8 protein-coding genes, 1 tRNA gene and 1 pseudogene are annotated in these 17,717 nt (G+C 69.6%); 2 read left to right on the top strand and 8 right to left on the bottom strand.

Translation table 11 applies throughout. The annotated features are described in order from the left end of the window. Positions 1-16 precede the first annotated feature (16 nt). The 5 genes and pseudogenes from cysC to rplU form a co-directional block, all read right to left on the bottom strand. A complete protein-coding gene (gene cysC / locus PC39_RS08590; RefSeq protein ID WP_353252966.1) occupies positions 17-631 on the bottom strand; it encodes an adenylyl-sulfate kinase in 615 nt (204 codons plus the stop codon). A gap of 28 nt (positions 632-659) precedes the next feature. Then, positions 660-1,781, bottom strand: coding sequence for a glutamate 5-kinase (gene proB, locus PC39_RS08585; protein WP_353252965.1), 1,122 nt, complete (start codon positions 1,779-1,781; stop codon positions 660-662). A gap of 68 nt (positions 1,782-1,849) precedes the next feature. Then, positions 1,850-2,905: an Obg family GTPase CgtA gene (gene cgtA, locus PC39_RS08580; RefSeq protein WP_353252964.1), complete on the bottom strand. Its 1,056-nt coding sequence runs from the start codon at positions 2,903-2,905 to the stop codon at positions 1,850-1,852. Positions 2,906-3,027: 122 nt separating this feature from the next. After that, positions 3,028-3,285 carry a 50S ribosomal protein L27 gene (gene rpmA, locus PC39_RS08575; RefSeq protein ID WP_353252963.1) on the bottom strand — a complete coding sequence of 86 codons (258 nt, stop codon included), beginning with the start codon at positions 3,283-3,285 and terminating at the stop codon, positions 3,028-3,030. A 293-nt stretch (positions 3,286-3,578) separates the two neighbouring features. Beyond that, positions 3,579-3,884 (bottom strand): annotated as a pseudogene (gene rplU / locus PC39_RS08570) (50S ribosomal protein L21); the annotation flags it as partial. A gap of 749 nt (positions 3,885-4,633) precedes the next feature. Here rplU and PC39_RS08565 point away from each other — a divergent pair. Next, entirely contained in the window at positions 4,634-5,650 is a 1,017-nt protein-coding gene (locus PC39_RS08565; RefSeq protein ID WP_502950868.1) for a polyprenyl synthetase family protein, read from the top strand. Between the two features lie 16 nt (positions 5,651-5,666). After that, positions 5,667-5,743: transfer RNA gene (locus PC39_RS08560), tRNA-Pro, on the top strand. 1 nt (position 5,744) lies between these two features. On the opposite strand, the gene PC39_RS08555 is transcribed toward PC39_RS08560, so the two are convergent. The 3 genes from PC39_RS08555 to PC39_RS08545 all read right to left on the bottom strand — a co-directional run bounded on the left by PC39_RS08555 (position 5,745) and on the right by PC39_RS08545 (position 17,406). Then, a complete protein-coding gene (locus PC39_RS08555) occupies positions 5,745-6,401 on the bottom strand; it encodes a type II toxin-antitoxin system HicB family antitoxin (protein WP_353252962.1) in 657 nt (218 codons plus the stop codon). 134 nt (positions 6,402-6,535) lie between these two features. Beyond that, on the bottom strand, positions 6,536-6,997 hold the full coding sequence (lexA, locus tag PC39_RS08550; protein WP_353252961.1) for a transcriptional repressor LexA: 462 nt from the start codon (positions 6,995-6,997) through the stop codon (positions 6,536-6,538). A 641-nt stretch (positions 6,998-7,638) separates the two neighbouring features. After that, positions 7,639-17,406 carry a PKD domain-containing protein gene (locus PC39_RS08545; RefSeq protein ID WP_353252960.1) on the bottom strand — a complete coding sequence of 3,256 codons (9,768 nt, stop codon included), beginning with the start codon at positions 17,404-17,406 and terminating at the stop codon, positions 7,639-7,641. Between the last annotated feature and the right edge of the window lie 311 nt (positions 17,407-17,717).

Genomic DNA, 17,717 nt, shown 5'->3' with positions numbered 1-17,717 from the left:
CGCAACCGGGGCCGGATCAGAGAATGCCGCGCTTGGCCAGGGCCTCGCGGATGGCGGCGACGGACTCCTCCAGGCGGACGTCCGCCGTATCGACGATGATCTCGGGCTTCACCGGGGTCTCGTAGGGCGAGTCCAGGCCGGTGAAGTTCTTGATCTCGCCGGCACGGGCGCGCTTGTACAGACCCTTGGGGTCGCGCTCCTCGCAGACCTCGAGCGGAGCCCGCACGTAGATCTCGATGAACTCGCCCTCATCCAGCAGCGCCCGCACCATCCGCCGGTCGGAGCGGAACGGCGAGATGAAGGCCGTGAGGACGATCATGCCGGCGTTGACGAACAGCTTGGCCACCTCGCCGATACGGCGGATGTTCTCCTCGCGGTCGGCATCGGTGAAACCGAGATCGCGGTTCAGGCCGTGGCGCACGTTGTCGCCGTCCAGCACGTAGGTCTGCCGGCCTTCGGCGAACAGGGCCTGATCGAGGGCGTCGGCCAGGGTCGACTTGCCCGAACCCGACAGGCCGGTGAACCAGAGCACGCAGGGTTTCTGGCCCGCGCGCTCGGCGCGCTCTTCCTTGCTCACCCGGTGGGCGTGCCAAACGACGTTGGTCGCCCCGATACGGCTCACCTTGTCCATCCGCTCGCGTCTCCCTATGTCCCGCTCGCTACAATATGACGGAATTATCCCGGTGAATAAACTCCGGCTCGCCCGTGTAGCCCAGCACCGCGGCGATCTCGTCGCTGCCCTTGCCGGCCAGCGCCCGCGCCTCGCGGGCGTCGTAGTTGGCCATGCCGCGCGCGATCTCGCGTCCCTCGGGGTCCAGGCAGGCCACGATGTCGCCGCGCCGGAACTCCCCCTCGACCGCCGTGATCCCGATCGGCAGCAGGCTGCGTCCGCCCTCGCGCAGCGCGCGGGCGGCGCCCGCGTCCAGGCGCACGCGGCCGCGGGTCTGACGCTGGCTCGCGATCCAGCGCTTGCGCGCCGTGATCTTCTGTTCACCGGGCGTGAGCAGCGTGCCCAGACGCTGGCCCTCGGCGAGGCGCTGCAGGACGCCGTCGGTGAGGCCGTCGGCGATCACGGTCGCGGCCCCCGAGCGTGCCGCCTGCACCGCCGCCTGCACCTTCGTGCGCATGCCGCCGCGGCCCAGTGTCCCGGAGCCGCCGCCGGCCATGCGCTGCAGATCGGGATCGTCGGCCGGCCGCTGGTCGATCAGGGTGGCGTCGGGATTGGCGCGGGGATCGGCGTCGTACATGCCGGCCTGGTCGGTCAGGATCACCAGCAGGTCGGCATCGATCAGGTTGACCGTCATCGCCGCCAGGGTGTCGTTGTCGCCCAGGCGGATCTCCTCGGTGGCGACGGCATCGTTCTCGTTGACCACGGGGATCACGCCGAGCTGGAGCAATGTCAGGAGCGTGCTGCGGGCATTGAGATAGCGCCGGCGGTCGGCGACCTCGTCGTGCGTGAGCAGGACCTGGGCCGTGCGCAGGCCATGCCGCTGGAACTGCCGCTCGTAGGCCTCCACCAGGCCCATCTGGCCCACGGAGGCCGCCGCCTGGAGCTGGTTTAGGGCCTGGGGCCGCTTGTCCCAGCCCAGACGCACCAACCCCTCGGCCACCGCGCCGGACGACACCACGGCGATCTCGTGTCCGGCATCGCGCAGGGCGGCGATCTGGGCCACCCAGTCCGCGATGCGCTCGTGATCCAGTCCGCGCCCGGAGGCCGTCAGCAGCGCGCTGCCGATCTTGACTACCCAGCGCCGGCTGGCGCCCAGCTTACGTCGGTCCATGGTCGCGCCATCCTATCAGGCAACGGCGTGCGGATATGTCCCGGTGCACCCACGTCACAGCCAACACCCTACTCCGCCTCGTCGCCGCCTTCGTCATCGCCATCCGACACCGCCTCGCGCAGCGCCTCCAGGCGTGTCATGACGTCGCCCAGCAACGGCCGCAGGCTGTCGGGGTCCAGTGCCGAGACCATATACACCGGCCCGCGCCAGTCGAGTTCCCGGACGATGTCGTCGCGCAGGGCGGCGCGCTCGTCCTCGGGCAGCAGATCCGCCTTGTTCAGCACCAGCCAGCGTTCGCGCCCGGCCAGTTCGGGGCTGAAGGCCGCGAGCTCCCCGGCGATCGCGGCGACCGCCTCGGCCGGCGGCTGGCCGTCGGGCGGGAGGATGTCCACCACGTGCAGCAGTAGCCGCGTACGCTGGCTATGCTTGAGGAAACGGTGGCCGAGGCCGATGCCCTCGGCGGCGCCCTCGATCAGGCCCGGCAGATCCACCAGCGTGAAGCTGCGCAGCGGTCCCACGCCCACCACGCCCACTTGCGGCGTCAACGTGGTGAAGGGATAGTCCGCGACCCGCGGCCGCGCGCCGGACACGGCGCTCAGCAGCGTCGATTTGCCGGCATTGGGCAGCCCCACCAGGCCGACATCCGCCAGCAACTTGAGCTCCAGCCGGAGATTGCGCTGCTCGCCCGGGGTGCCGTCGGTGGTCTTGCGCGGCGCGCGGTTGGTGCTGGACTTGAAGCGAGCGTTGCCGAGGCCGTGGAAACCGCCCTGCGCCACCCTGAGGCGCTGGCCGTCCGCGGTCAGGTCGCCGATCAGTTCGTCCGTGTCGCGGTCGAAGCAGAGCGTGCCCACCGGCACCGGCAGCACCAGGTCGTCGCCCTTGGCGCCGGTGCGGTTGGCGCCGGCGCCGTTGCCGCCGCGGCGGGCGCGGAAGACCTTGCTCACGCGATAGTCGTACAGCGTATTCAGGTTGTGATCGGCCACCAGGAACACGCTGCCGCCGTCGCCGCCGTCGCCGCCGTCCGGGCCGCCGCGCGGCACATATTTCTCGCGCCGGAACGACAGGCAGCCGTTGCCGCCGTCGCCGGCCTCGACCCGCAGATTGGCTTCGTCGACGAATTTCACGGGGACCCCGCTGCGAACGCACGCATATCAGTTTACGGCCCCGGACGGGCCGGGGAGCGGCCTTTCAACAAAAAACCCCGCCGGTGGCGGGGTTTTCCGGTGACGGCCTGCCGGCCGCGTCCTCAGTCCGCCGTGACGGTCACGAACTTGCGGTTGCGCGGGCCCTTCACCTCGAAGCCGACGCGGCCGTCGACCTTCGCATACAGAGTGTAGTCCTTGCCCATGCCGACGCCGTTGCCGGGGTGGAAGCTGCTGCCGCGCTGGCGCACGATGATGCTGCCCGCGCTGACGGTCTGGCCGCCGAACCGCTTGACGCCGAGGCGTTTCGATTCGGAATCGCGACCGTTGCGAGTGCTGCCGCCTGCCTTCTTGTGTGCCATGCCTGTCTACCTCTCTCGATCCTGTTCGTGCCGACTCACTCGGCGCCGTCGTCCTTCTTGGCCTTGCTCTCGGCCTTGTCGGCATCGGCCTTCTTGGCCGCCGTCTTCTTCGGGGCCGCCTTCTTGGCGGTGCCCGCGGAAGCCGACTTCTTGGCCGTGCCGGAGGACTTCTTCGCCGCGGTCTTCTTCTCGCCGGCGGCCGCCTCCTTCTTGGGCGCCGCCTCGGCTTCGCCCGCGTCCTCGGCCTTATCGGCCTTGGCGGCGGACTTCTTGGGCGCGGCCTTGCCGCCGGTGCTGATGCCGGTCACCTTGAGCTCGGTGTAATCCTGACGGTGGCCGTACTTGCGGCGATACTTCTTGCGCCGCTTGAACTTGATCACGTCGATCTTGTCGCCGCGACCGTGCCCCTGCACCTCGGCCGTCACCTTGCCGCCCTCGACCAGCGGCGAGCCGATGCGGACCTCGTCGCCGTCGGCGACCATGAGGACCTCGTCGAGCTCGACCTTGCTGCCGGATTCGGCCTCGAGCTTCTCCACGCGGAGGACGTCGCCCTCGGCGACCCGGTACTGCTTGCCCCCGGTGCGAATTACGGCGTGCATGAAAGATGACTCCGATGAATCTGAATCGAAAATGCGGCCAGAGGCCGCTGAAGAGCGCGGAATTTTAAGCCTCGCGGCGCGGCACGTCAATTGCGGACACGCCCTCGGGACGATACTCGCCGGCTCGCGCACGAGGAGCACGAGCCGGCGTGAGTCAAGGGCGACGCGGCCGGCACCACCGTCATTTCCAAGAGACGGTGTCCCGGCGCCTCGCTCTTTTCCGGGAGGGCCGCGGGAGAAGTCCGGGAAATCCCCCCTGCCCCCTTTGGGAAAGGGGGGAACAAGGCCGCGGTGCTTCACCCCCCTTTTCCCAAAGGGAGAACAAGGCCGCGGCGCTTCATCCCCCTGTTCCAAAGAGGGAACAGGGACACGACGCTTCATCCCCCTTTCTCAAAGGGGGAACAGGGCCACAGCGCTTCATCCCCCTTTCTCAAAGGGGGAATGAGGGGGATTTCTCGGCTTCGGCCAAATCCCCTTGCCCCCTTGAGCAAAGAGGGGTACAGGCGCACGGCACTCCATCCTCCTCTCCCAAAGGGGACCGAGGGGGATTTAACGGACATACCCGAGTTGACAGGCCGCCGACCGGGCCCTAAGTTTGCGCCGCTCGTGTCCGGAGAACGGCCCCGGCCGCCGGGCCCGGGGACCGCCGCCGGCGCGGGATTCCCGCCCCGAGACGAACACCCGGCCGCGCCGCGCGCGTGCAGGTGCGGTAAAGTACACAATGCCCGTTCTTCGTGGATAGCGCGCCGATGACGACTGCCGCAGCGACTCCGAGCCAGGCCGACAACGCCTCCATGTCGCTCAAATCGATACTCGCGCCCGTGGCGCGCGAGATGCACGACGTGGACGCCCTGATCCGCGACCGGCTGGGCTCCGACGTGGTCCTGATCAACGCCCTCGCCGATCACATCATCCACAGCGGCGGCAAGCGCCTGCGTCCGGCCCTGGTGCTCCTGGCGGCCCGTGCCTGCGGGTATCGCGACGGCGGCGGCCATGTCCTGCTCGCGGCCATCGTGGAGTTCATCCACACCGCCACGCTGCTGCACGACGACGTGGTCGACGGCTCCGACCAGCGCCGCGGCAAGGACACGGCGAACAGCGTCTGGGGCAACGGCGCCAGCGTGCTCACCGGCGACTTTCTCTATTCGCGTTCGTTCCAGATGATGGTGGAGCTGGACGAGATGCGGGTGATGCGGATCCTGGCGGACGCCACCAACCGCATCGCCGAAGGCGAGGTCCTGCAGTTGATGAACTGCCACAACCCGGACCTGTCCGAGGCCGATTACCTCGAGGTCACGGAGCGCAAGACCGCCAGCCTGTTCGCCGCGGGTTGCCGCCTGGCGGCGGTCCTGGCGGGCACCGGCGAGGATACCCAGGACGCATTGGAGGCCTACGGCCGCCACCTCGGCATCGCCTTCCAGGTAGTGGACGACGCCCTCGACTACGGCACCGGCGACGGCCGCCTGGGCAAGAACGTCGGCGACGACCTCCAGGAAGGCAAGACCACTCTGCCCCTGATCCGGGCGCTCGCCGAGACCGACGGCGACACCGCCCGCGCCCTGCGCAAGGCCATCGAGGACGGCGACAGCGGCGCCCTGGTCACGGTGCAGAAAGCGATTGAATCCAGCGGGGCGATGGCATACACTTTCGCCCGCGCCGAGGACGAGTCCCGGGCCGCCATCGAGGCACTGGCCGGGATACCCGAATCGCCCTACAAATCGGCGCTCACGCAACTCGCGGAATTCTGCCTCCGACGCAGCTACTGACACGCGACACGCAGCACGGGGTATAGCTCAGCTTGGTAGAGCGCCACCTTCGGGAGGTGGAGGTCGTAGGTTCAAATCCTGCTACCCCGACCATCTATGCCGTTTCCTTGTAATCCTCGATGATCAGGCCATGGCCGGTTTGCGCCAGTGCCTTGACCACCCCGTCGAGCCGCGAGGCATGATCCGGATCGACGAGACGTCGAACCGCCCCCTCCGATACGCCCATGCGCGCCGCCAGGGCGACGTTGGACAGACCTTCCGCACGCATCGCGCCGCGTAACGACAGCTTCGCCGCAACCAGGGCCGGCACCGGCACGAGATATTGTCCGGGCTCCGGTTCACCGGGCACCGGCAAAGCGCGACCCGCCAAGTCGTAACCGGCCAATGCCGCACCCAGCGCATCGCTCATGGCGTGCAAGGCCTCGGCAATCGACGCCCCCTCGGTCAGCGCCTCCGGCACATCGCCAGCACTGGCGACATGGCGGCCATCCTCGTCGGCCTCGATCGTGACCGGATACACATAACGCATGGCCATACGCTCCTCGAGCCTATCCGCATCGACGCCGAGCTGCACGCACATAGCCTTGAGGAGCCCTTTGCCGACCGGCTTCTTGCGATCCTTCAAGGTCGTGAATCGATTGCCGTAATAGAGGCGCCCGTGACTCCCCTTGCCATGCGCCTGATAACGCACTGGCACTCCTTCACGGCGGCCAAGGCGGCGCAGGCGTCTTTCGAACTCGTAACCGTTCACTTGCCAATTTCGTACATTTATGTACGAATTGCAAGTACCCAATCACAGCGTGACACCAAGAGGTATGGACAGATCATTTTGCCTCCATGCTTCCGTGCGTGCGTCCTTCCCGGCACGCGGAATCCTTGCGGGGATCAGGCCGCGACGACGTCCGTTTCCCGCACCAGCCCCACGTACACGCCCTCGATGGTGACCATGTCCGCGGGGATGCGGATCGGTTCGTGGGCCTCGTTGGCGGGGATCAGCACCACCTCGCCGTTGTCGATGCGCAGTTCCTTCACGGTGACGTCGTCGCCGTGGCGGGCGACCACGATCTGGCCCGGCTCGGCGGTGGACTGGCGCTTAACGGCGATCAGGTCATTGTCCAGGATGCCTTCGCCGATCATGGACTCGCCCCGCACCCGCAGCAGGTAGTCCGGCTTGTGGCGGAAACGGGCCGCCGGCACGCGGATGACCTTCTCGGTGTTCTCGACCGCCTCGATGGGCGAGCCCGCGGCGACCCGGCCGATGACGGGCAGGCTGAGCAGGCCCTCGGACGGATCGTCCGGCCGGCTGGGCTCCACGGGCATGACGGACTCGGCGGCGCTGGCGTTCATGGATCGCTCCCGGGCGTTCTGACAGTGTCAGTGTAAATTTATACAGATGCCCGTGACAGGGTGCAAGCCAGGCGTCTTCACCACTGCTCCCGTCGTCCCGGAGACATTCGAGGCGAATCAACAAGAATCGAGCCTTCTCCCCTTGAGGGGAGAAGGTTTGGATGAGGGGGGGCGCGGCGGTTCGGCGCCGGGGCGGGATGGTCAACCCTCTCCCCGACCCTCTCCCATTCATGGGAGAGGGGGAGTAATGCGTAGCTGCTCTCCCATTCATGGGAGAGGGCGTCATGCATCGTTGCTCTCCCATTCATGGGAGAAGGGATAAAGGATCGTCGAACCGAAAGCCTTCGAGGCGATTCGGCAAGAGTCGAGCCTTCTCCCCTCGAGGGGAGAAGGTCTGGTTGAGGGGTGCGCGGCGGTTCGGCGCCGGGGCGGGATCGTTCAACCCTCACCCCGGCCCTCTCCCATTCATGGGAGAGGGGTATTGCGTAGATGCTCTCCCATTCATGGTAGAGGGCGTCATGCGTGGCTGCTCTCCCGTTCATGGGAGAGGGAGCGATGCGTAGCCGTCTTCCCATTCATGGGACATGGTTCAATGGGTGGCCGCCCTCCCCTCCCTGGAGGGCGGCGCCGGCGCTTCCCCGCTATGGCACCAACGGCGTCACCACCGGCTGCAGCGGCACCCGCACGGTGTTCGCGTAGGGCTCGCCGATGTTATCAGGCCGCTCGGTGGGCACCATGAACTGCCACTGCTGGCCGTCGATCTCGTCCACCGGCATGCCCGTGAACAGGTTGTCGGACTCGGCCAGCACCAGGATGTGCACGCCGTGCGAGGCATGCGCGCCCTGGCGCTCGATGCAGTCCTCGAAGGGCGCGTCCGGGCCGGTGTCGATCGGGCGGCCGGCCAGGGCCTCGTAGCCCGCGGCCACCCGCGGGTCGTCGGAGGCCTCGCCGGGCCATGGGCGCGGCACGGGGTCGTCGCCGGTGCCGTCGTCGAAGCAGGCATCGTCCCGGTAGTACGGCACGATCAGCGGATTGACGACCGTGGTCGGCCCCTTGAGCTCGAACAGGTACACCAGCGAGCCGGCGTCGTCCCTGCCCGAGACCTGCTCCCACGTGTAGTAGCCCAGCGGCAGGTTGAAGGTCGGGTCCGGGAAGTCGAAGAAGGTGGCGCAGCCCGAGATATCCTCCTCGCCGTAATCCGGCAGCTCGAAGCCGCTGAGCGCGTCCAGCGTCTCCAGGATGGCGTTGCAGCCCGGCAGGCCGATCTCGTCGATCTGGAGCACATCGTCCGGGCGGCCGTCGATGGCCACGCCGTCCGGGCGCAGGGCGTTGTAGTAGCGCGCCGCCACGCCGCGGTTGTAATCCCAGTTGGTGTAGAGACCGTCCGGCGGGATCGGATGCACCCGCACGCGATAACGGTAGGCGATCGCGTCGCGGTAGAAGGTCTCGGTCTTGGTGACGTTGGTACCGGAATCGGCGCCCCAGGTCTCGCGGATGCAGCGCACCGGGCCGCAGCGCTCGCCCAGCAGCGAGGCGTTGGCCTCCCAGTTGACCTGTTCGTCCTCGAAGCCGACCAGGGAGATGTCCGAGTCCGGCGTCTGCTGGAAGGCGCGGCCCTTCCAGCGGTCGATCAGGTCGGGCCCGTACACGCCCGGCTGCCCGGGCTTGGCGATGCGGATATCGCGCACCATCCAGCGGCCGCTGGCCTCCCAGCGGTAGCGGTCCGTGGTCACGGTCAGCCCGTCGCGCGGGAAGCGGTCCTCGGACAGGCACTCGACCGCGTCCGGATCGCAGCCGGCCCGCTGGTAGTCGAAGTAACCGTCCTCGGGCGGCCGCACCGGTCCCGCCAGGTTGGCGCCGTAGCCGGTGTTGCTGGAACCCAGCTTCTCGGGATCGTCCGCCCGGAAGAAGTGCCGGTCGATCCACTCGTCGGCGTCCTCGTGGCGGTCGTAGCGTACATAGCCGTTCTCGGCCGTGAACGACGATCCCCCGGGCCGCCGGAACAGGTAGACATGGCGCAGCTCGTCCGGGTCCAGCGGATCCACCAGCGTGACCAACCGGCCCTCGCCCTCGACGCCCGCGGGTCGCTCGCCCGCGGGTCGCTCGCCCGAGGGCGCCAGGCCGCCGGCGTCCGAGGCCATGAACACGATCTCGTCGTCGTCGTCCAACCCGGGCACCGGATCCGGGGTCGCCCCCTCGCCCGGCGGATAGGCGGTCTCGTAGCGCACGCGACCGTCCGGCAGCGTCACCACGCGGGTGTCGGTCTTCTTCCAGCTCTCCTCGTCCCAGGCGTAGGTCAGCTCGGTGTCGGTGCCCGAGTAGACGCCGAAGTCCGAGTTGTCGTTGGAAAGGAAATACGGGAAACGCTCGTCCACCTGCACCGGGATTTCGACCCAGGCGCCGTCCGCCCAACGATAGGCGGCGACCTCGTCCACCGGCACGCCCTCGGGCCGGATCGGACTCTCGGGGGCGATCAGGGTGCCGTCGTGGGCGTCGCGCACGTCCTCGGCGAGCGGCGCCGGCAACGGATTGTCCGGGTAACCGAACGCGGCCGGCGCGGACCAGGCCGGTATGCGGGCGCCGGTGAGCACCACCGGCTCGACCTCGCGGGCCACCGCGTCCTCGCCGAGCCCCACGATATTCCCGCTGTCGTCCACCAGTTCGCCGACGGTCGCCGCCAGATCGGGCGGGAACTGTGTCGGATCGCTGGCGATCGTGTCCAGCAGGCCGGCCACGTTGGCATAGGTGTCGAACAGTGCCGCGCCCAGTGGGCCGTCGCCGTCGAGGCCGGCGAAGCCGACCAGCGACCGGAACAGGCCCAGAGCCGTGTCGCCGAGCTCCACCGGCAGTGCCTCAAGCGCCGCCAGGACCTCGTCCGGCAGGGCCTCGGGGTCCTCGATGACGCCCAACAGGCCGCCGATCACGCCCACGGTCTCGCCGAGATCACCCAGGGTATCGGTGACCAGTCCCAGGAGCCCGCCGCCGTTGGTCGGCAGGCTCGTCGGCATCGGCAGCAGGTTGCCGTCCAGCAGCGGCAGCGACACCCGCCCCTCGACATCCACCGACAGCAGGCGCGGATCGCGCGAGGCGCTCTCCAGGTACTGCAGGTGGTAGCCGTAGAGCAGCAGCGCCACGCGGTCGCCCTCGTGCAGGCGCTCGCCCACGCCGACCAGGGACACATCGTGGTCGCCCAGACCGCGCAGCGGCATGATCTGGTCGTCGACCAGGCGCCATTCGGCCTCGTCCTGACCGCGCACGCCGATACCCGCGAACAGGATGGCATCGGCGTCGCCGACCCCGCCCGAATAGGTCACGGTCAGTTGCGCCCGCGGGATGCCGGCGAGCACATCGCCGCCCGGCCCCACCATGCCCAGTTCCACCGCGCGCGGCGGATACACGCTGCCGGCGGCGCCGGCCACGCCCACGGGCACGTTGCGGGTGGGGGGCACATCGACCTCGGTGCCGCCCACCGGCACCTCGTCCACGCGCACGGCGTCGCCCTCGGCCAGGGACAGACAGGTCTCGTCCGGCCCGCCGAGCGCGGCCGCGGCGCCGTCGACGCCCTTCAGCTTCTCCTTGAACCAGGCCAGGGTCGCGTCGCCCAGGTCCAGGGCGCCGCAGGCACGGCTGCCGCCCGCCTCCTGGAACGCGGGCAGGTTGAGACCGATCTCGGCCAGGACCTGGCTATCCAGTTCGGACAGGCCCGGCACGGTATCGGCCGACAGCGGCAGGATGTGCCCGGACTCGTGGGTCATCAGGCGCACGTCGCCGGCGGTCTCGCGTTCCAGGCAGGAGAAATTGCGGTAGGCCTCGTTGAAGTTGAACAGGGTGTCGCGCATGCCCTGGGTGAGCAGCACGTCCACGTCCGGCAGCGGCCGCCGCGGCGCCGTGGCGCCCGGATACGGCGGCAACGCCGGATAGACGCCCTGATCCGCGTCGCCCGGCACCCGGCAGAAGTAATCCAGGCTGTGGTAGTTGAACCAGGCCAGGGAATCCTCGGGGAAGCGATTGGTCAGGATGCCCTGCAGCAATGTCTCCTTGATGAAGGGGTCGAGCTGAAGCTGCGCCCCGGCCTCGCCGCCGGCCACCAGGACCAGCGCCCAGCCGGACTTGACCACGCCGCCCGGATTGAGGCTATAGCGCAGGTCGTTCCAGGTGATGTCCGGGACCATGGCGTCCAGGCGGTTCTCGGGATCGGCGCCTTGCAGAAGGAGCTGGTAACCGCCGCCGTAGCTGCCGCCGATGGCGCCCAGCACCAGGTTGTCGGCCTCGTAGGCCAGCCAGTCCAGGTGGGCCTCGGCCCAGTCCAGGATTTGCACCAGGTCGCGGCCCTCGTAGTCCGGGTCCATGACCCGCACCGTGCCCGAGGACTCGCCGAAGCCCCGCTGATCCACGCTGATCACGCCGTAGCCGGCCTCCAGCAACCGCGCCACCGTGCCCGAGGCCTCGGTCATGCGGCTGCCGCCGAAACCGTGGCCGTGCAGCACCAGCGGATAGCGCTCGCCGCCGGCCAGTTCGGCCGGCTCGAACACCTGGAAGGCGATGATCTCGCCGCTCTCCGAGGGCAGATAGATGGCGTAGCTGTTGCCCGCGCGGGACTCGCCCCGGGCCGGCGTCGGCTCGATCTCGTCGCTGGCCACGGGCAGCGCCAGGTCGTCCAGCACCGCCAGCACGTCGCCGACGATATTGCCCACCGGGCAGTCCGGCGCGGTCAGCTTGGGCGAGCAGGCGGCGATGTCCACCGCCTCCCGCAGTTCGGCGGCGACGCACTCGGGCGCGCCCTCGCCTGCCTCGGCGCAGGCGGCCAGACCCTCGACCAGGCCGGCGACGGTGTCCGCCTGCAGCAGGTCGGCGATCGAGTTCAGCACGCAGCCCTCGGCCATCGGGTCCGGGGTGCAACTGCCCAGTTCCGCCGGCATGTCGTCGTCCGGCGGCTCGGGTGTCGGCGGCGGCTCGATCGCGGGCAGCGCCGGGCAATCGGCGGCCGCGGTCACGCCGGTCACGTCCACGACCGCGCCCTCGGGATGCAGGAAATGCGACTTCTGGCAGCGCGCCGGGACCTGGTCCCGCGGGTAGCTGTGCGGATCCTCGCCGGCGCGCGGCGGGGTGTTGGTCACCGGCGGCGGCGGGGTCGCTTCGGGCCCGGCGTCCCAATACACGATGGCGGAGCCGTCGGCGCGACCGTCGGCGCCGTAATCCACCTCGTCCAGCAGCGAGAAGGCGTTCTCGCCCGCCGGGTGGCGCGCGTCGGGCACGCGGCTGCGGTCGATGGGCGCGTCCATGGACCGGGCCATGATGTCCGCGCTCCACATGGTGACCTGGTGGTCGCCGTAGGCCGGATGCAGCAGCACGCGATTCTCGCCGGTGCCCGGGAACGGATTGCGGTTCAGACGGTGGACATAACCGTTGTTCTCGGACCGGTCCCAGAGCATCTGGATCAGCGAGAACCCGAGGTTGCGGTCCAGGTCGCCCTGGTAGGACAGGTACAGCGGGATGGCGTAGGTGTCGAAGTCCACGCTGCGCCGCAGCAGCAGCGAATAGTTCATGCCCGGCACGCCCAGCACGCCGCGGTCGATGTCCTTGGACAACGCCACGACCGGGCCGCCGAGGATGCCGCCCTGGCTGTTGCCGTCGTAGAAGACCTCGCGATTGTCGAACACCGGGCGGCCGTCCACCTGGAAGGCGGGATTCGCGGCGAGACCCTCGGGATGCCGCAGCGCCCGCGCCAGGAATAGCTGGTTGAGCATGCCCTGCTGCGAGGCATCCGGGATCACCGGGAACAGCGACAGGTCCAGCAGCGACAGCAGCACGTTGGGCACGTCGCCGGTGGCGAAGCCGAACCAGTCGATGGCGCAGAACATCATGTTGTGCTCGTTGCCCATGGCCTCGACGTTGCCGGCCCGTACCTCGGTGTGGCTGCCGAGCAGGCCGTGGCCGTACAGCGACGGCCGCGCCGGCGTCACGTCCGCCGCGGTGGCGGAGGCGAAATCGCCCACCGCCGCCTTGGGGATGCTGCAGATGAACTCGGCGTCCTGGGTCGCGCCCGGATACAGGCGGTCCGGCAGGCCGTCGCCGTAGCCGATGCCGCCCGCGCTGCCGTCGAACGGCGAGTAGTACAGACGATTGGGCGGCACGCTCAGGATGGTGGCGATGTCCAGCCCCTCGCCGATCAGCTCGAGCTCATCCGGGAACTGCTCGCCGACCTGCGACACCAGGTCGGTCAGCGCCGGCTGGTTCAGCAGCGCGGCGTCGGACGGCGCCAGGTAGCTGGGCATCGTGATCCGGCCGACCACGCGCCGGGCGATCTTCTCGTCCGGGTTGTTGATGACCTCGTCCACGGTGACGGTCGGGGCCGCGCCCATCTCGTAGTCGGGATCGCCCGGGTCGCCCCGCTCGCCCAGCGCCGCGAAGGCGTCGTCGCGCATGTGCAGCAGGCGGCCGGTGAGACTGCGGTCGCTGGCCACGGTGAAGTCCCAGGCCAGGTAGAGATCGTCGCGGGCCACGCCATGATCCGCCAGCGGCGCGAACACGTCGTCCTCCAGGCTGGCGCAGCGGTCGGCGACCACCGGCACGCCGGTGTCGACGCCGTCGCGGCAGACCCGGAACGCGGCCGGCGCGGCCAGGGACTCGCCCGCGGCGTCGCGCAGATGCCGCAGGGCCACGATGTAGCGGCGACCCGGGGTCAGGTTGCGGGCCGGCCGCACGATCAGGGCGGGCTTGGCCTCGCCGGCCTTGTCGATACCCTCGGCCGGGATCAGTTGGCCGGCGTTGACGTCGATCTCGGCCCACACGGGCTGGCGCTCGCCGGTCTCGGCGTCGATCAGCAGCACCGGCTGGTCGGGATCGGTGTAGCGGTTCAGGTCGGTCAGCGGCACCGCCCCGCTCCGCGCCAGGTCCACGCCCGGCGCATAGGCCAGGATCATCGGCCCCGGCGAGAAACCGTCGTTGCGGTTCCACTCGGTGGGGTCGATGGGCTTGCCGAGAAGATTGCGCGGCATCGCCAGCGGATTCAGCGCCAACCGCAGGCCGGTGGCGGTGGCCTCGTCGGCCCGCGTGAAGTGGTCGTTCGGGAACGGGAACAGGCAGTGCGCCGGATCGATGGGATCGCAGCCGCGCAGGGCATCCCCCGCGGTCTCCACCGCGAGTTCCTCGTCGCTGGGATCGCCGGGTTCGCCGCCGTCGCCGGGCACCAGCCCCTCGAGGACGCCGATCAGGCCGCAGATCGCGTCCGGCAGGCCGGCCTCGGCGCACTGCGCGGCCAGGCCCTCCTCCGGCGTCGGCGGGTCCACGATCAGGCAGAAGGGATTGTCCGCGTCCAGATTCTCGCGGCAGGCGTCGCCGTAGAACCCCTGGATGCGGTCGAGGCGGCCGAACAAATCCCCCAGCAGGCACTGCTCGCCGTTGTCCACGCCGGCGCAGGCCGCCAGCGCCGGCGACAGGCCCTCCCCGGGCGCGGCGTCGAACAGCGGCTGGTAGCCCTGCAGCCGCAGCAGCGGCGCGGTCAGCGGCCCCAGCGAGACATATTCCTCGTAGCTGGTGAACGGCAGCAGGAAGCCGGCGTCGCCGGTGAGGTCGAGATAGCTGAACTCCTCCTCCGGCAGGATGTAGCCGTAGGAGTCCTGGGTCAGCCCCAGCAGCATGGTCTGGGTACCGGCCAGGTGCTGGATGTATTCGCCGAAGCTGTTGGTGGTCTCGCCCGGGATGGTGACGATCTCCAGGCCCTCGCCGCCGTCCGCGCCGCCGATGGTTATGCGGCTGACCGTGGTGGTCGCGGTGGCGGTCACCTGCGGCAGGTTGGCGAGGGAGTCGCCGAGGGCGTCGCCCAGGCCGGGGATCTCGCCCAGCGGCAGCGAGCGGAAGTCGTAATAACGGTTGAAGGAGCCGAGCACTCCGCCGGCCAGGAACAGCGGGTTGGTCACCGGCAGGACCACCTCCTGGTGGCGCACCACCAGGGTCTGGCCTAGCGGGCGCGGCTCGCCCCGCGACAGGGTGCCGGCGGCGATGCCCTCGCCGCGGCTGCGCACGCGCTCGTACGGATCGTCGCCCTCGGTGGGACCGCTCGGCGACGCGTCGGCGATGGGGCCATTGAAGTACAGCGCCACGCCGCCGCCGTTGGCCGGCTCCTCGAGATAATCGAGCGCGCCCAGCACATAGTCGGCATGCGGTACCCGCGGGTCCTCGTTGATGCTGGTCGGGTGCGCGTTGTACTGGAGGATGCTGGCAACCACGTCGCCCTCGCCGTCCAGCGCCCGCAGCAGGGTCGCGGTGTGGTCGGCGTCGGCGTCCTCGCGCAGTCGCGGCCGGCGGTAGTTATTGAATTCCGGCAGCTCGGCGGCCCGCACCTCCAGGTCCACCGGCCGCAGGCGGGCCTCGGCCTCGCGGGCGGCCGCCGCCGCCTTCTGGTAGAGGCCGTCGCGCTCCGCCGGGTCGTCGATCCAGACCTGCGGCACGCCGCCCCACAGGCCCTGCAGGTCGGCACCCGCGTGGGTGTGGGTCTGACCGAACAACACGTTGGTTTCGGGCACGCCGACGGCGCCGGCGACCGCGGCCTTGACGCCATCCTGGATCACGTTGCCGGCGCCGATCGCGTCCAGCGTCACGAACGCCAGACGGGTGACGCTGTCGTCCTCGTTGCGGCGATCCATGAGCATCACCCGCACCCAGGTACGCTCGGGCTCGCCGGCGTCGTTGACGTGTACCCGTTCCTCGGCCGACTGCGTGAGCGACTCGCCGATACTGCCGAACGGATCGGGCAGATTCTGGGTGGGGTCGATGCCGAAGCCGCCCAGGTTGAACTTCTGCAGGTGGGTCGCGCCGCCGATGCGCGGCTCCTCGACGCCGTCGATATGCGCCTGCTGCGGGGTCGCGTCGCGCTTGGCGGCGCCCACGCGGATGCGGCCCACCGGCACGTCGCGCACGAACACCCGCACCGTGGCGGTGCCGGTGGCGCCCTCATCGTCGGTGACGGTCAGGCGGAAGACCAGCGTCGCGAGGGGCATGTCGACCTGGGGCGCGGTGAACGACGGCGCCGGTGCCTGCGGGTCGTCCAGGGTCACCGGCGCGCCGGCGGTCTGCTCCCACGCGTAGCCGGCGATCTCGCCGTCGGGGTCGAAACTGTCGCGGCCGTCCAGGGTGACCGGCGTGCCCTCGTCCAGGGTCCGGTCGGGGCCGGCGTCGGCCACGGGCGTTTCGTTGGATGGCCCGCCACCCTCGCGAACCAGGATGTCGACGGTGGCGACATTGGATTGGGCACGGCCGTCGTCCGCGCGGTAAGTGAAGGCGTCCTCGCCGCTGAACCCGGCCGCGGGCGTATAGGTGAAGATGCCATCGTCCGCCAGCTCGACGCTGCCGTTGCCGGGCCGATCGAGGATCGTGTAGGTGAGCGCGTCGCCGTCGGTGTCCTCGCCGTCGAGCCGGGCCGAGACCGGGTCATCCTCGTCGGTCACCAGGGACAGGTCGCCGGCCGTGGGCGCGGCGTTGTCGCCGCCGGCCGGGAAGAGGGTCACGGTGACGCCGTCGGTCGCGATCGCGCCGTCGTCATCGGTCACCGCAAGACGGAACGTCAGGCGCACGGTGGCGTCGACCTGCGGCGCCACGAACGAGGCCTCCGCGGTGTCGGCATCGTCGAGCCCCACGCGTGGACCAGCATCGCCCTGCTCCCATTCGTAGGCCGCGACCTCGCCGTCCGGGTCGCCGCCGAAGCCCGCCAGCACCACGGTCTCGCCGGCGGTCGCCTCACGGTCGGCGCCCGCGTCGGCGTCGGGCAGCAGGTTGGGCTCGTCGCTCGCGTCGATGTGATCGAGGGTTTCGGCGAAATGACCACGGGCGGTATCCGTCGGCACCAGGGGGGCCGTGGCCGGCGCCGGCGAGCAATCGGGCGCATCGGGCCGCAGCCGCAGGGCCTCGCAGAGGAAGGCGATCACGCGGGCGTCGGCCTCGAAATCCGCCACCGGCTGGTCGAAATCCAGGCTGCGGCCGAGGCCGGCGTCGCGCGCCACCTCGTCCACGGCAATGCCGTTGCGCACGTCGCCGTCGACATCCAGCGTCTGCAACAGACGGATGACGTTGACGACGGCGGGGGTCTGCAGCGGGTCGTCACTGCCGGACAGATCGAAGAACTCGGCGGGCGTCAGATACTCCGCCGCGGACGCACGACCCAACTCGATGTCGCCGATCCGGAAGACCACCTCGCCGGCGGCCCGGTAACGGCCCTGGCGGTCGGTCAGCCCGGCGCCGTCCTGCGAATCGTAGGCCACGCCGGAAACCGGGTTGTCGACCAGCCGCCCGCTGACCGCGTCCGGCGACCCGTCGCCGTCGTCACCCCCACCGCTGCCACCGCCACCGCAGGCCGCGACAACGGACAACAGGAACGAAACAACAACCAGGCGCCAAAGACCGCTCGTCGACATACGGAGTCCCCCCACACGCTTTTGTTTCTGTGCAGGCGGACCCGCGGCCGTCGGGCGAACGCGGCTATCAAGCAAGCGGCAAGGAAACGACGCTCTCCGGTCGCACCCGGTCTGGCGATCAGCGATGCAAGCGAGCCGGTAACTCGGCCACACCCGCGACGGATATCTCCTCCGTTCGCCCCAGCCCTCCGCTGGCCCACCTTCTAATTCGTTGCGGGAAAGCTAACCGACCTGATTACGAACGGCAAAGGTAAATTCTTACTTCTTTGTGACGTTATGACTACACGGACCCATTTAGCTGACGCCGAGAA

This window comes from Salinisphaera sp. PC39 (assembly GCF_040361335.1).
Taxonomy (GTDB): domain Bacteria; phylum Pseudomonadota; class Gammaproteobacteria; order Nevskiales; family Salinisphaeraceae; genus APNM01.
The sequence above is the reverse complement of the archived record's forward strand: the minus strand, read 5'-3'. Positions and strand labels throughout refer to the sequence as shown.

Coding starts and splice junctions, on each gene's coding strand:
- cysC (WP_353252966.1), bottom strand. CDS start 631: ATGGACAAGGTGAGCCGTATCGGGGCGACCAACGTCGTTTGGCACGCC.
- proB (WP_353252965.1), bottom strand. CDS start 1,781: ATGGACCGACGTAAGCTGGGCGCCAGCCGGCGCTGGGTAGTCAAGATC.
- rpmA (WP_353252963.1), bottom strand. CDS start 3,285: ATGGCACACAAGAAGGCAGGCGGCAGCACTCGCAACGGTCGCGATTCC.
- PC39_RS08565 (WP_502950868.1), top strand. CDS start 4,634: ATGACGACTGCCGCAGCGACTCCGAGCCAGGCCGACAACGCCTCCATG.
- lexA (WP_353252961.1), bottom strand. CDS start 6,997: ATGAACGCCAGCGCCGCCGAGTCCGTCATGCCCGTGGAGCCCAGCCGG.
- PC39_RS08545 (WP_353252960.1), bottom strand. CDS start 17,406: ATGTCGACGAGCGGTCTTTGGCGCCTGGTTGTTGTTTCGTTCCTGTTG.